Origin of the sequence: Streptomyces sp. NBC_01092, from assembly GCF_045039535.1 — a bacterium.
Taxonomy (GTDB): Bacteria; Actinomycetota; Actinomycetes; order Streptomycetales; family Streptomycetaceae; genus Streptomyces.
Genome location: NZ_CP108659.1, coordinates 8,662,247 through 8,675,898, shown reverse-complemented (window position 1 = coordinate 8,675,898; position 13,652 = coordinate 8,662,247). Strand labels below are relative to the sequence as shown.

Sequence of the window (13,652 nt, the reverse complement as noted above, 5' to 3'; positions counted from 1 at the left end):
CAGGGAGGTGACCGAGGCGGTCAGGCGAAGGAGGTGCGCAGGGCGGGTGTGGTGCACAGCCGGGCGAAGGCGGTGAACAGGCCCGCGGCCTGCAGTACGGCGCAGATCGTGATGACGTGTCCGAGCTGGGCGGGCGGTACGACGGCGACGAGGACGCCGGCCAGTGGGAAGGGCAGCAACAGCAGCAAGATCGTCAGGGAGAGGGTGGCGCCGAACACCTGCTGCGGGATGAGGCGGGAGCGCAGGGTGCGCAGCACGACGGTCATGCCGCCCTCGCCGACCATGAGGACGGCGATCAGGGCGAGATAGGCGTGGTAGGTGTCGGCGAAGGAGACGGCCAGGCAGGCGGTGGCGGCGATCGTGGCGGAGACGACGCCGACCGGCCACAGGCCGAGGCGGTCAATCGCCCGACGGCACAGGGCGACCGCGCCGAGCGTGGCGACCGCGGCCACCGACCAGATGAATCCGACGTCGGCCGTGGAGCGACCGAGCTGCTTGACGATGATCACAGGGGTGGCGGCCTGCAGCAGGCCGACGGCCAGGTTGGACACGGTCAGTCCGGCCACGAGCCAGCCGAGCGCCGGCAGCGCCCGCAGGGTCGACCATCCGGTGCGCAGCCCCTTGCCAACCGACTGCGCCGCGGCGGGCTGCGGTCGACGGTATTGGCGCGGAACGAGGACGCTCGTGAGCAGCGAAAAGACGGCGATCACCACCAGCATGCCGGTGGCGCCGGTCCACTGGAGCAGGAGGCCGGCCAGCGCGGGGCCGGACAGGGTGGCGACCTGGTCGATGCCGAGGAGCACCGACTGCACCCGGTGCGCGCGGGCGCCGGCCTCGCGGCTGGCCACCCCGCCCGCGGTCTCGGCCGCGATGTACGAGCACTCGGTGAGGATCCCGGTGGACGCGGCGAGCACCATGACCGTGACCGTCGCCCCGAGTCCCGCCTCCAGCTGCGGCAGGAGGAACGCGGCGGCCAGGACCACCAGGGCGCGGGCCACGGAGGCGTAGCGGAGCACTGCGGTGGTGCCATGGCGGTCGACCAGGGCCCCGGCGAACGCGAACGCACCCAGCCTTGGAACCCATTCCAGCGCGAAGGCGAGGCCGGTCAGGGCTGCTGAGTTGGTGGTGGCCAAGACCAGCAGCGGGATGCCGTAGGTGGCCATGGCGAACGCGGCGGCGTCCGTGCTGCGCGGCAGGTAGATGCCGCGCAGCACAGTGGGGACCGGGCGGCGGGCATGCCGCGGTCCGACACGGGATCTCACGCAGCGCGCCCCGCTTCCGCCCTCTCCTGCGCGGAGCGGGCGTCGGTGTGATTGAGGGCGCGGGGGTGCGCCTGCAGAAACTCGGTCAGGACCTGGTGCGGCGCCGGCGACTCCAGGCTCGAGCCGGTCGCGTGCGGGCTGCGGCTCGACAGCTGGAGGGTGTGCTGGACGCGGGTGACGAAGTCGGTGCTGGTGTCGGGGAACTGACGGGCGCGGGCCCAGCGGGCCGCGGTGTCGTACACCTCGGCGAGGGCCTCGCCGCTCGCGGTGAGCCGGTAGCGGTCGGGGGCCTGTTCGTCGGTGTGGACCAGGCCGAGGTCGCGGGCGACGTCGATGGCATGGCGCAGTTGCCCGGGGGTGAGGTCGCCGAAGGCGCCCTGAAGGCTGCCGCGCCGGTGGCTGATGGGGCCGTTGTCGTCGATCTCGGTGACCAGGCGTATCAGGCCCGGAAGGGTCAGGGTCCTGATCGCGCGGCGTTCTTGCAGGAGGTTCTTGGGCAGGGAGCGGGTCATCGGCGCGGGCCTCCTGCCGGGGAGATCGGGCGGGCGGGTATCTGGTGGGAGAAGAGGTCGCCGGACTTCCACGCCGGGCCGCCCGGGGGCGTGGTGGTCAGTGCGGGACGAACTGCTGGCGCGGCCGACACTGCCGGTGCGGGATTGCGGGTCGGGGTGGTCGCCCAGGGGCCGGAACGGTTCTGCGACGGGGCGGCGCCCTGCCCCCGGGTCTGTCGGGCATCGGACTCGGGGGCCGGGGTGGTGGCCCAGGCGGAGATCGCCTGGAAGACGGGGGCGAGTGCCCGGCCGCTCGCGGTCAGCTGGTACCCACCGGTTCCGCTGGGCGTGACGAGTCCGTCGTCGACCAGGCGTTCCAGGGGCTTGTACACGGCGGTCAGCCCGTATCCGGGCATGGCCTCGGTCGCCAGCGTCTTGGCGGTCGCGGTGCCTCGGGCCTGCAGGGAGAACAGGATCGGGGTGGCGTGCCGCGGCGCGAGCAGCGCGACGGCGTCGTCGATGTTCTGGGCCGGTGCGATCCGCTCGGGCTCCACCTCGCCGGTGTGCTTGTTGGCGACCAGCTCCTTCTCCAGATACGTGTCGCCCCAGGACGCGATCACCGTGAGGACGGGCAGCAGCGCGGCACCGAGGCTGGTGAGGCCGTAGGTGACGTGGCGCGGGGCGTACTCGGTGCGCTCGATGACGCCGGCGTTCGTGAGGTGACGCAGCCGGGGGTGGAGCTGGCCGTCCGCCAGCCACGGAAGCCTCGGCTTGAACTCGGCGTAGCGCAGTGGCTGTGAGGAGACGGTCATCAGCACCCACACGCTCCAGCGCGGAGCGAGCAGGTCCAGGGTCTTGGTGACGCCCAAGAGATCGTTCGGTGTGGCGGGCGGGGGCGCGGTGGTGGCCAAGAAGGGTGCTCCTCAAGCGGTGCGGGTGGATCAGCGGGTGCGGGAGGTGGTCGCCGTCGGGGCGGCGGGTACCGGCGCAGCCGGCGGGTGGGTGTCCGGGGCGGACACGCGGCGCAGGCCGCCCAGGACCGCGCTGGTGCTCTTGGCGTAGGCGTCGCGGGTGGCGACGGACTCGGCGATGCGTCGGGCGCAGTCGAGGATGTGACCGGCAGCGAACCGGCCGATCTCCCGTTCGGGGGCGGCGAGTTCACGCAGCCGCTGAAGCTGCAAGGCGATGTTGCGTTCGGCGAGGACCAGGTCGCCGTGGGTGCCGGTCAAGGCAGCGAGCAGGGTGGTCTCGGGGGTGGCGTCGGCGAGGGCTTCGAGTTCAGCGAGCGGCTGTCCGTACAGCGCCTCGATGCGTTGGGCGACGAGCTGGGAAACGGCATGGGCCGGGGTATCGGACTGGGGCAATCGGTGGACTTTCAGGGACGTCGGGTCCGCACCGCCCCGGCGCGGGATTCTGCCGGGGCGGACGGAGCTGTGGCGGCGATCTTGGGTCTCAACCCGGCGCGTGGCACTGCTGCTTGGTTCGGCGTGGGCATGGTGCGCAGCAGCTCGTCGAGCGCGGCGGTGTAGCCGTTCCGGCCGGCCAGAGCCGCCTCCAGGCACTGGGCGTCCATCCGCATGCCGCCGGCGGACAGATCGTCCATGTCGCCGTCGGCGGCCGTCGCGGCATGGACGCGGTCACGGACACGGGCCACCTGCTCCTCGGCGACCGCGAGGAAGCTGCGCAGTTCCAGCGCCCGCTGGAGTGCAGCGTTGGCCTGGCCGCGGGCTGCCTGCGCGTACAGTTCGGCTACTTCTGCGCCGAACGCTTCCTGAAGTGCCGCATCACGGCTGCTGGACCTTTTGATGACGCTCACCGCGTGGCCCCTCGCACCGTGGCGTTCCGCGCACCGGGCAGCGTGGGCGGAGAGGTAGACAGGGCCGGAGCGCGACGGGCGGCGGGAGACGCGCCGCGCCACACCCCGGGTCCGCGCTTGCCGGGAGCGTTGGGGTCAAGGAGGTACTGCACGACCATGGCGCGACGGTCGCGGGCGGCGACAGCGGCGTTGACCTGGTGGGCCAACTCCATGACTGGGTCGTCGAGTACGTCAGACGGCTGAGTGCCCAGCGCCTCGACCAGCACGTCCTCCGCGGTGGTGAGGGCCTGCTGCGTCTCGGCGAGCAGGCCGTACCAGTGCACGACGGTGGTGGCCTCAGGATCGGCCTGCGGTGCCGCCTCAACCGCCCGGCACAGGTCGGCGAGCGGCATCTGGAATCGGTCCTCGATTCGCTCGGTAATGACGCCCATCACGTCATCGCTGGCGTCGAGCACGAAGAACCTCCCTTCGTTTCGGAAATTCCGGTGCAGGAATGGGAAGTGGGGTGCCAGCCGGGCTAGTCCAGGCACATGCCGGCCGGGCGGTAGACATACTTGGCGGAGACCCAGCCCGTGACGCCGGTCGTCCTGTCGGTGATGTAGCGCCACTTTCCGCTGGTCTTGTGCACGGTGAACTTGTGACCCCGGTACAGAACCCCGAGTGCCTTGGAGTTGACGGACGCCTTGGCGCGGATGGTGACGGCCTTGGTGCTGAGCGTCCACGGTCCGGGCTTGCTGCAGGTCGGGTCGGTCATGGAGGCGGGCACCTGCGCGGGTGCGGCACTCGCGGTGGCAGTGGAGGCCAGCGGCAGCGCGAGCGCACCGAGCAGGGCAGCGGAGACGGCTATGCGGGTTGAGCGCATGGGGAATTGAGCTCCATTTCGAAGAAAGGACATACGGAAAAAGCAGCCCAGGCGGGTGCCGTGCGGGCTGAGAACAAGAGTCCGGAGAATCCCCGGTTTCGGTAACCGGGGATTGCGTGCTATGTTCCGCGCCGCCTCGCACACGGCTGATGGCATTTCGTCGGGACAGGAAAGCGAAATACCAGCGGGCTAGCGGGAGTTCAGCGACTCGGCCCGCCAGGCGGGGCGGGGCGTGCCGGCAGGCCGGGGGCGGCGGTGACGGGCCGGGTCGCCGGCGAGACCGTCGGCAACGGGGGCTCGTCGCCGTTCCAGTGCGCTTCCCACCACTGTGCGGCGGCCTCGAAGGTCTGGAAGCCGCCCTCGCGCAGGGTGTGTGTCCACGCGGTGCTGTCGACCTCTTCGAGCAGCACGCGGAAGGGCATGGCCGCCTTCTCGTCGAGGGCGCGCAGCATCACGGTCGTTTGGATCGGGTCGCTGTCGTGGGTGTGGCTGATGAGCAGGGCGAAGTGGTCGCCGTCGCTGCGCAGGCGCTGCTCCAGCACGCGGGTGGCCTCGTTCGCGGCCGTGGTGCCCATGCCGTCGGGCAGGAGGATCTTCTCCTCAGGGCAGCCGCGGGCGATCAGCCAGGACTGGGCCATGGACGGCAGCGGCAGCTCCGCGTGGTCGAACTGGTAGGTGCGCGCAGCCGGGTCGCGTTTGAGGTGTAGGGCAACCAGCTGCGGTTCACCGGGGATGCCCCAGGTGACGGCGCGGTTGTGCATCATGTAGAAGCTGTGCTCTGCATCGCCGCTGTGGTGCTCGGCGAGGACGGTCATCGAGTCCTGCTCGATGCCGATGTGTCCCCAGAACTGGTCGGCGACGTGGTCGTTGACGGCTTCGTATCCGTCGAGGCGGAAATCGGGTTCGTAGCTGGGCATCGGTGCTTTCGGTCGTGACGCCTGCGGCGCCGTGCGCGCGGCCCAGGCGCGTGGTTCAGCGGCGTGTACGGGAGACGGCGGAGAAGGCCGGCGACGGGGGCGCGGGCGTGGTCCCGGGCGGGCCCGCGCGCCGGGGCGCGGTCAGTACGGCTCGGCCGGCGTCGGTGAGGGTGACGGGCTGCCCGGCCTGTACCGGGTGCGCGGTGTCGCGCTCCACCAGGCCCATCGCCTCCAGGCGCTGCAGCTGGGCGTAGGGGATGCGGGTGCGGGTGGGCGTCGCCACGGCGAGGCGGTGGGTGACGAGGTGCTCGTGCAGCTTGGCGCCCTGAGCGATGGCGAGCAGGGCCGCGACGTCCTTCGTCGCGATCTGCCGGGGCGGCTGTCGAGGAGCGGCGGCCTCGATCGGCGCCAGCGCTGCGGCTGCCGCGGTTTGCTTCGTATCGCGTACGGCGGCGGCCGTCGCCATCTGATCGAGGGTGCGCTCGATCCGGGCGAACAGCGCCTGGTCCACGGTGAGTCCGCTGGCGGCCAGGCGGGCAAGACGGACACGGTAGAAGGTGACGTCCCGCTCGGCCGCGGCCAGCTCGCGGTGCGCGTCGGCCAGGGCGGCATGCAGTGCGTCGAGGAGTCCGCCGTCGCGGTGTCGGCGCAGCTCCTTGACGCCGTATCCCACGGCGGCCTCGATCCGCAGATCGAGGGCGGTGGGCATGTGCCCCCCGGGCGGGGGCGAGGTCATGGCGGTGGGGTTTCTGGGTCCGGGGCGAGCGCGTCCAGGGCGACGCGGACCTCGACGTACGGGCCGTCGCGGGTGTGCGACGTCGGGCCGAGTCGGTCGAGGAGCCGGAGCATGGGCGCATTCGACGCCTGCGTGAACGCGGACAGGGTGTGGGCTCCTCGTGCGCGGGCGAGGAGGGCGGCTTGGCGTGCCAGGGCCATGCCGATGCCCTGGCGCTGACGGTGGTCGACGACCTGCAGTCCGAGGTCGAAGACACCGGGCTCCCGGCTGACAGACCCGACGCAGACCAGAGCCACAGGCCGCTCGTCGGCGCCGAGCCCGATCCAGCACTGCGCGTGGGCAAGGAGCTGGGACAGGTCGCGGGGCGCAAGGCGGGTACGGCCCCAGCGGCGCAGCAGGTTCTGCTCGGAGCACTGCGCATGGAAGCCGGCGACCAGGTCCCAGTCTGCCTCCGTCACCCGCCGGGTGAGCGCGAGGGCGGGATGCCTCAGCAGGAGCAGTTCGGGCGGGCCGCCAGCAGGTCAGCGCGCCGATAGGCCCGGTAGCGGCTGCCGTCGGCCGCACGTGGCTTGCAGGGCTGGACTCCGTAGCCGCGCAGGAGCAGACCCAGCCGCAGCGGAGTGAGGTCGGCGTAGCTCCAGCGTCCCTCGGCCTGGCCGGGCAGATCGCGCAGGCGCTCAACCAGCTCCGCGGTGCTCACGTACTCCGGGGCGCCCTCGTCGTCGAAGACGGCGAGGCAGGCGTGCACGATCGTCTGCGGGCGACTGGGGCAGGACAGGAACTCCTCCCACACGTCCTCGTGGAGGTCGTCGAAGTCGTCGAAGTCGTCAGGCTCTTCGAAGTCGTCGAACCCCTCGAAGGCGTCGAAGTCCGGGTCGAAGTCGGGCTCCTCGTCGTCCAGCGGCTCGTACTCGGCCGAGGGCTCGCCCTCGTACGCGGCGGCGCAGCAGCAGGAGGTGGCCAGGAGCGCGCTCAGCCCGGCACCGGCGGCCATCCGTTCGACCAGCAGATCGGTCAAGGTGTTCAGCTGCTCAGTGGGGCTGACGCTAGGAAGCTCGGCGTCGGCCAGCTCGGCGAGCTGCCGGTCGAGGTCCTGGATCTCGACGAACACATCGAGGATGGCGCGATGGTGCGGGTTCTCGGTGACCTGGGCCGGCGCGAGTACGGCGGCGGCGACCTGGTCGATCAGGGTGGGGAACTGCGTCAACGAACGGGGCCCTTCAGAGTCGGGGGCAGTGCGGGTCGGGGAAGGCCGGGCATCGCGTAAGGCGGTGGTCCCGGCTTGGGGACAGGCGGGCGGGTGCCCAGCTGCGGCGAGCGAGTGCGGGCGGCGTGGGTGCGCTCGCCCAGGGGGCGCCGGCGGACGCCGAGGCGGGCGCGGGCGGTGTCGTACACGTCGTGCGCCTCGCGCGGTCGTACGGCGACAACGTGGATCTCGGTGGTGTGCGTGGAGTTCGCGGGCGCCGGCCGCTGGGCGTAGACGATGCGCCAGGCATTGCGGTGATCGACGTAGACCTTGCGGCATCCGGCGAGGTCGCGGGTGAGTTTGGCGCCGGACAGGCGGGCGTTGACGATGTCCTGGAGCTGGGCGAGTGCCAGGTCGCGGATGTCGCCGGGTGCTTGAAGGAGATCGGTCAGGGCGCGGGGGTCGAAGGACAGGCCGAACGCCGGCCGGTCCTCATGGCCGGTCATCCGCCGGCCTGGCCCAGCTCGCCGGTCTCCTCGTGCTCCTCGGTGGCGGAGGTGCTCCGGTTCGAGGGACGGGGGCCGGGCAGCAGGCGGTGCGCGGGCCGGTCCGGATCGGTCATGCACGCGGACAGCGGTCCACCTGCGGCACGGACGGTGGCCATCGCGTGGGTGAGGAAGTCCCGGTGCCACACGAACAGGCCGGACAGTCCGGCTTCGGCGTCCTTGTGCTGCTGGTAGGCCAGCCACAAGGCATGAAGCCAGGCGACGACGTCGGGGTGCTCCTGCCACTGCTCGCACCACGGTGCGGCGGTGGTGACCTCTGCCCCGTAGACCCGAAGGAGGAAGTCGTCGACCCAGTCGGACAGTGCGTCGAGTTCGTCCTCGTACTCCTCGTCCTCCAGCTCGAGGATCGGACGCGGCTCGGGCGGCGCGGGAGCGTGCGGCAGGCCCGCGAACCCCGGCAGTCCGTAGGCGGCGAACGGCGAGTCCGGTGGCGGTGGTGCGGCGGCGAGGCTGTCGATCTGGCGGCCGTGCTCTGCGGATCGATCCAGCAGCATGGCAACGTTCGCCTCGACTCTCGCCAGATCGACATCCGGCAGCCGAACCGGCTCCATCTCTCCCTCCTCCGAGGGGAGAGGAGGGTCGGATATCCGGACCGGATCCTTCTCCGCGTCCTCCGGGGGATTTATGGATTCAGGCACGAAAAGGGGCCTCCTTGGGCCGCAGCCATAGGGCGTCAATTGCGGCTCCAACCATCCAGACAATCCCCGGTTTCGGTAACCGGGACTTCGCTGCTATAACGCTGCGCGCGGCACGACGCGGACACGCACGAAGCTCGCCGCTAGCCGCGCCGCGCCGCGCCGCGTGCCAGGATCAGCCTCAGACAGTCAGCGCCAAGTCATCCTGGGAAAGGGTCTGTTGCAGCGTCTCGGTGAGACGGTCGGCGGCGATCTCGGCGTAGTGCTTGGTCTTCTCGACACCGATGAAATCGCGCCCCTCCAGCAGCGCCGCGACCCCGGTCGAGCCGGATCCGCAGGTGAAGTCGAGCACGGTGCCGCCCTCCGGGGCGATCTGCACGAGCTCGCGCATGACGGAGACGGGCTTCTGCGTGATGTGCTGGCGGGCCTTGCCGCTGGGCTGTGAAGCGCTGTAGAGGCCGGGCAGGTAGACCGGGTTGCGGGCCGCGTCGATCGGCCCATTGCTGGCCCAGACGATGAACTCGCAGTTCTGGGTGAACCTTCCCTTTTGCGGCCTGGCCTGCGGCTTGTGCCAGGCGAGGACGCCCCGCCACAGCCAGCCGGCGGCCTGGATCGCGTCCGTGGTGATCGGCAGCTGCCGCCAGTCGGTGAAAAGGAGCGCGGTGCCGCCGACCTTGGTGAGCCGGTGCGCCTCGGTCATGATCTGCGTCAGCCAGAACCCGTACGACCTCTGGTCCATGTTCTCGCCGGTGAAGTCCGGCAGCTCGTGGCCGGCGTCAGCCGAGGTGTACTTCTGCTTGGCAGACCGGGAGGTGCGCTCCTTCGCCGTCCGCCCGCCAGAGTTGTACGGCGGGTCGGTGATGACGGAGTCGACACAGTTGTCCGGCAGCTCAGCGAGGACGCCGAGCGCGTCGCCCTGATGCAGGGAAAAAGGCAAAGAGATACCCCAATTCGGGTCGTGTGAGATGAGGAAGAGACGCTCCAGCTCGCCTGGATGACCCCACAGGACCGAATGCGGGCGGACGGCTCCGCGGTCTGCGACGTGAGGCGGCGAGGGGAGGAGCCAAAACTGTAGGGCACGATCCCCGGTTGAGCGCTATCGCCGCCGAAAACCCCGAAATAGAGCCATGATCACGACCGATTTCGGCAACCGGGGATCCGCCCTTACTGTTTTGGAACTGCCCGGCGGACACCGCCGATGGCACATCCCCGCCCCTGCCTTCGTGGAGGTATCCCCATGTCCTGGCACACCTGACCCGACGCCCCGTGCCGGTGCGAGCGGCAACTCGCAAACGGCACCCGGGCCACCCGAATTACCCACCACCCGGACGTCGCGCCCTTTCCTCAACGACGCACGCGCCGCCGGGACTTCACCAAGGACCACGCTGTGACATCGCTCCACCCTCCCCTGCCCGCGATCCGTCCGCCGGCCCGTGACCGCCTTCCGGGAGGCGGACCGGATTGAAGGGCATAGCCGCCGGCATCGGCGTCGTCGTCCTCTCTCCGCTCCTGCTCGCCGGCACCGCCATGATGATGGCGTCCGCCAGCGAAGCCGCGACCACCACCTCCTTCAGCGGATGCCTGACCGGCATCGACACCGGTGAGGTGACCAAGGAGGTCACCAAGCTCCTCGACGGCGCGCCCGGCAAGGACGTCCACATCCAGGGCCTGGACCTTCCGGCCGAGCAGATCCCCAACGCGCAGACCATCGTGGCCACCGGCATCAGCCTCGACGTGCCCAAGAAGGGGCAGATCATCGCGCTCGCCACCGCGATGCAGGAGTCGCGGCTGCGCAACCTTAACTACGGCGACCGCGACAGTCTGGGCTTGTTCCAACAGCGGCCGTCCCAGGACTGGGGCACCGCACAGCAGATCCGTGACCCGGTCTACGCGAGCGAGCGCTTCTACAAGGCGCTGCTCAAGGTCGACGGCTGGCAGCAGATGAAGGTCACCCAAGCCGCCCAGGCCGTCCAGAACTCCGGCTACCCGGACGCGTACGCGCAGTGGGAGGACCTCGCCACCGCGTTGCAGAAGGCCATCGCCGCGACGTTCCCGAACGCCGACAAGGACGAGCCCGCCAAGGACTCGGCCAAGGACAAGGATGCCGAGTCCACCTCCGGCGGATGTACGCCGGACAAGGACGGCACCTCCTTCGGGCGGATCCCCGAGGGCAGCGTCCCGAAGGGATACAAGATCCCTAAGGACGCCGATCCCAAGGCCCGCAAGGCCATCGAGTGGGCCATGCACCAGCTCGGCACGCTCTACCAGTGGGGCGGGTCCTGCACCGACTCCCACGGCCCCGACCCGATGGGCCGCTGCGACTGCAGTTCGCTGATGCAGCAGGCGTACGCGCACGCCGACGTCCACCTCACCCGCACCACATACACGCAGGTGGGCGAGGGCAAGGCCGTCTCGGCGAAGAACCTGAAGCCCGGTGACCTGATCTTCAGCCGCGGTACTGCCGCCCGGCCCGAACACGTCGGCATGTACATGGGCGAGGGCCTCGTCATCGAGGCGCCGCGCACCTCGAAACCGGTCCGGATCACCCCGATCAAGGACTGGGACATTTTGGCCGTCCGCCGCGTCCTCTGACGCCGCGCGCCGCCCGGACACCTCCCGGGCCGCGCCCCGCCGGGCCCCCTCCTAGCGCCGCGAGCGCACACCTCCCCTCTCTCTTTCTTCCCTTCCGCCGGCCCCTGCACGGCCCGCGCACGCAAGGAGCCCCGCCACACCTATGCCCATACCTCTCGCAGACCGCGCCGCCGTCCTCCTCGCCTACGACCCAGGCATCTCACCCAAGGGCGGCGGCCTCCCCGGCCTGTCCGTGCTGAAGAACGTCGTCAGCAGCATCAACATGTTCGGGATCATCGCCGTCGTCGGCGCCCTCGCCGTCTCACTCGGCGTGTGGGCCTGGGGCCACCACACCGGCGGTCACCAGGCCGAGGCCAACGGAAAGAAGGGCGCGGTCGTCGCGGCCGGCGCCGCCCTCGGCCTCGGCGCCGCGAACGGAATCGTGGCGTTCTTCTCCGCCCTGGGGGCGCAGGTCCGCTGATGCCGAATCGACTCCCCTCCCTGTCCGGGTACGGCGTGACCTGGTCGGCCAACAAACGCGTCGCGATCGTCGCACTGGTCATCACCGCGCTGCTCGCCATCGCGGCGACCGCCGCCTGGTTCACCGGCCGCGGCGAAACCCGCAGCAACAGCAACACACCCTCGCAGACGAGCAGTTCCTCACCCAGCGAGGCCGCGCCGAAGCCCTCGGCCGGGTCGGGGTCGGTGCCCAAGCCTCCCCAGATCGCCGAACCGGTCGCCTTCGCCAAGGCCGCGGCGGCGATGCTCTGGTCGTACGACACCCGCGACACCAGCCGCGACAGCCAACTCGCGGGCATCCGGGCGTGGATGACCAAGGAGGCCAAGTACAACGACTGGGCCTCCGTGTCCGGTCAGGTCCCTGATCCGCTGCTGTGGTCGCGCATGGCCGACCAGGACCAGCACGCCAGTGCCACGGTCACCGAAGGCCACTACCCCGGCGCGTTCAAGCAGGCCATCGCCGAGGACCCGTCCGCGATCACCGAGGCGTACATCTACGTCGTCACCGTCAACGGCAAGCAGCAGATCGAGTGGAAGAAGGGCGGCGGCGGAGCCGAGGACCGCGCCGTGACCCTCGCCGTGCAGTGCCGGCCCAACCACGACTGCACCCTCGCCGCAATCGCCCCCAGCGTCACGCAGTGACCCACTCACCGATAGATAAGGAGGCCACCTTCCCTTGGGTTTCTGCGACTTCCCCGTAGCGGACAAACTCTGTGCTGTCGGCGAGGCCGTCGACTTCGCCTCCGATCCCGGCAAGGCCATCGGCGACTGGATGGCCAAGAGCGCCGGTGAACTCGCCGCTGCCGCGGCCGACCTGGCCGCCAGGGCGGTCGACGCCACCACCAAGGTCGACTTGAACGCCACTTGGTTCCGCGACAACTACGAGATGCTGCTGCCGATCGGCCTGGTCATCCTGGTCGGGACATTCTGTGCACAGCTCATCCGGGCCGCCGTCAAACGCGACGGGCAAGCCCTCACTCAGGCGTTCACCGGCACAGCCTCGGGCGTGATCTTCGCATTCGCCGCGATCGCCCTGACCACCGTCGCGATCGAAGTGGTCGACGCCCTGTCCGCCGGCATTTTCAAGGCCGCGCATACGGATATGGCCTCGGCCGTCCGTCGCATGGTCAAGGTCAACCAGATTCCCGGACTTGCCGGACTCGGCTGGCTCGTCGCCGTCGTCGCTGCCCTTGGAGCCGCTGTCGGCGCGTTCCTTTACTGGTGCGTGATGCTAGTTCGCAAGGTCGGCATCCTCGTCATGGTGACCTTGGCGATCTTCGCTGGGGCCGGCGGAGGCTGGGAGGCCGCCCGCCGCTGGAGGCGCGGCTGGATCGAAGCCACCGCCACCCTCGTCGTGTCCAAGCTCCTGATGACCGTGATCTTCGTGCTCGGCATCGCCGCCATGGGCAAGACGGAGGCCAAGGACGGTCTCGGCGCGCTCGCCGACGTCATGGCAGGCATCGTGATCATGATCCTGGTGCTGCTCTGCCCTTACGCGACCTTCAAGTTCGTCCACTGGGCGGCCGAGGGCACGGACGGCGAATCGATTCACCGAGCCGGTGGTGCAGGCGCCCAGCTCGCCCGGCAGCACGCTGAGAAGGCCACCCGCAAGGCCGCCGCCGCTCTCGCCACCGCCGGAACGGGCGGCGCGGCAGCCGGAGCGGGCGCCGCGCAGGGGCTCGAAGCGGCGGGCGGCGGATTCCCCGGCGACATCGCCGCCAATCCCACCGGAGGCGGCGGCCAGGAAGGCCAGGGGTCCCCGGGGTCCGGAGGCGACGGGATCAAGAACGGCCTGGAGAAGGCCGTCCAGCCGCCGCCGACCAGCCCCCGCGACGACGCCAGCGGCCAGGTAGGCGGTGCACCCGGAAGCGATGGTTCCGGATCGGCGCCCAGCGGCGGCAGCGGCTTCATGTCGCAGCCCGGCGTCGGCGCCTCCACGCCCCCGCCGCAGGGTGCCCCGCCGGCACCGAACTCGGCCGGCACCTTCAGCGGGACCGGTACACCGCCGCCCCCGCCCACCGGCCTGTAGCTCCTGCCCGACTCCGGGGCGGCACGCGCTGCGCACTCCTCGCCGCGTGCCGCCCCGGCCAC

Annotated in this window: 18 protein-coding genes; 4 read left to right on the top strand and 14 right to left on the bottom strand. The window is 70.6% G+C overall.

Annotated features, from left to right (window positions below; genetic code table 11):
- Positions 1-20: 20 nt before the first annotated feature.
- The 14 genes from OG254_RS39165 to OG254_RS39100 all read right to left on the bottom strand — a co-directional run bounded on the left by OG254_RS39165 (position 21) and on the right by OG254_RS39100 (position 9,408).
- A complete protein-coding gene (locus tag OG254_RS39165) occupies positions 21-1,262 on the bottom strand; it encodes an MFS transporter (protein WP_405591735.1) in 1,242 nt (413 codons plus the stop codon).
- Positions 1,259-1,774, bottom strand: a complete 516-nt coding sequence (locus tag OG254_RS39160) for a hypothetical protein (RefSeq protein WP_405591732.1) — start codon at positions 1,772-1,774, stop codon at positions 1,259-1,261. The genes OG254_RS39165 and OG254_RS39160 overlap by 4 nt, the downstream gene beginning before the upstream one ends.
- Positions 1,771-2,664, bottom strand: coding sequence for a winged helix-turn-helix transcriptional regulator (locus tag OG254_RS39155; protein ID WP_405591730.1), 894 nt, complete (start codon positions 2,662-2,664; stop codon positions 1,771-1,773). Before OG254_RS39155 ends, OG254_RS39160 begins: the two co-directional genes overlap by 4 nt.
- 30 nt (positions 2,665-2,694) lie before the next feature.
- Positions 2,695-3,117, bottom strand: a complete 423-nt coding sequence (locus OG254_RS39150; protein ID WP_405591727.1) for a hypothetical protein — start codon at positions 3,115-3,117, stop codon at positions 2,695-2,697.
- An 11-nt stretch (positions 3,118-3,128) separates the two neighbouring features.
- Positions 3,129-3,569 (bottom strand): hypothetical protein, encoded by a 441-nt coding sequence (locus OG254_RS39145; RefSeq protein WP_405591724.1) that lies wholly within the window; start codon positions 3,567-3,569, stop codon positions 3,129-3,131.
- The gene (locus OG254_RS39140; protein ID WP_405591722.1) at positions 3,566-4,024 is read right to left on the bottom strand and encodes a hypothetical protein; all 459 of its coding nucleotides are present in this window, start codon (positions 4,022-4,024) and stop codon (positions 3,566-3,568) included. Before OG254_RS39140 ends, OG254_RS39145 begins: the two co-directional genes overlap by 4 nt.
- Positions 4,025-4,086: 62 nt before the next feature.
- Complete coding sequence (locus OG254_RS39135) at positions 4,087-4,431, bottom strand: SH3 domain-containing protein (RefSeq protein WP_405591719.1); 345 nt, start codon at positions 4,429-4,431, stop codon at positions 4,087-4,089.
- Positions 4,432-4,631: 200 nt separating this feature from the next.
- Positions 4,632-5,348: a hypothetical protein gene (locus tag OG254_RS39130; RefSeq protein WP_405591716.1), complete on the bottom strand. Its 717-nt coding sequence runs from the start codon at positions 5,346-5,348 to the stop codon at positions 4,632-4,634.
- 55 nt (positions 5,349-5,403) lie between these two features.
- Positions 5,404-6,084 (bottom strand): hypothetical protein, encoded by a 681-nt coding sequence (locus OG254_RS39125; protein WP_405591713.1) that lies wholly within the window; start codon positions 6,082-6,084, stop codon positions 5,404-5,406.
- Positions 6,081-6,542, bottom strand: coding sequence for a GNAT family N-acetyltransferase (locus OG254_RS39120; protein ID WP_405591710.1), 462 nt, complete (start codon positions 6,540-6,542; stop codon positions 6,081-6,083). The genes OG254_RS39125 and OG254_RS39120 overlap by 4 nt, the downstream gene beginning before the upstream one ends.
- 29 nt (positions 6,543-6,571) lie before the next feature.
- The gene (locus OG254_RS39115) at positions 6,572-7,291 is read right to left on the bottom strand and encodes a DUF3631 domain-containing protein (RefSeq protein ID WP_405591707.1); all 720 of its coding nucleotides are present in this window, start codon (positions 7,289-7,291) and stop codon (positions 6,572-6,574) included.
- Positions 7,288-7,776, bottom strand: coding sequence for a hypothetical protein (locus OG254_RS39110; RefSeq protein ID WP_405591705.1), 489 nt, complete (start codon positions 7,774-7,776; stop codon positions 7,288-7,290). Before OG254_RS39110 ends, OG254_RS39115 begins: the two co-directional genes overlap by 4 nt.
- Entirely contained in the window at positions 7,773-8,387 is a 615-nt protein-coding gene (locus OG254_RS39105; RefSeq protein ID WP_405595457.1) for a DUF4913 domain-containing protein, read from the bottom strand. The genes OG254_RS39110 and OG254_RS39105 overlap by 4 nt, the downstream gene beginning before the upstream one ends.
- Positions 8,388-8,652: 265 nt before the next feature.
- Positions 8,653-9,408, bottom strand: a complete 756-nt coding sequence (locus tag OG254_RS39100) for a DNA-methyltransferase (protein WP_389573995.1) — start codon at positions 9,406-9,408, stop codon at positions 8,653-8,655.
- Positions 9,409-9,932: 524 nt separating this feature from the next.
- Between OG254_RS39100 and OG254_RS39095 the strand changes: the two genes are divergently transcribed.
- The 4 genes from OG254_RS39095 (at position 9,933) to OG254_RS39080 (ending at position 13,590) form a co-directional block, all read left to right on the top strand.
- Positions 9,933-11,063 (top strand): C40 family peptidase, encoded by a 1,131-nt coding sequence (locus OG254_RS39095; protein ID WP_405591702.1) that lies wholly within the window; start codon positions 9,933-9,935, stop codon positions 11,061-11,063.
- Positions 11,064-11,205: 142 nt separating this feature from the next.
- Positions 11,206-11,523 (top strand): DUF6112 family protein, encoded by a 318-nt coding sequence (locus tag OG254_RS39090; protein ID WP_405591699.1) that lies wholly within the window; start codon positions 11,206-11,208, stop codon positions 11,521-11,523.
- Positions 11,523-12,203, top strand: coding sequence for a hypothetical protein (locus OG254_RS39085; protein ID WP_405591696.1), 681 nt, complete (start codon positions 11,523-11,525; stop codon positions 12,201-12,203). Before OG254_RS39090 ends, OG254_RS39085 begins: the two co-directional genes overlap by 1 nt.
- Positions 12,204-12,237: 34 nt before the next feature.
- Positions 12,238-13,590, top strand: a complete 1,353-nt coding sequence (locus tag OG254_RS39080; RefSeq protein WP_405591693.1) for an ATP-binding protein — start codon at positions 12,238-12,240, stop codon at positions 13,588-13,590.
- Positions 13,591-13,652: the final 62 nt, after the last annotated feature.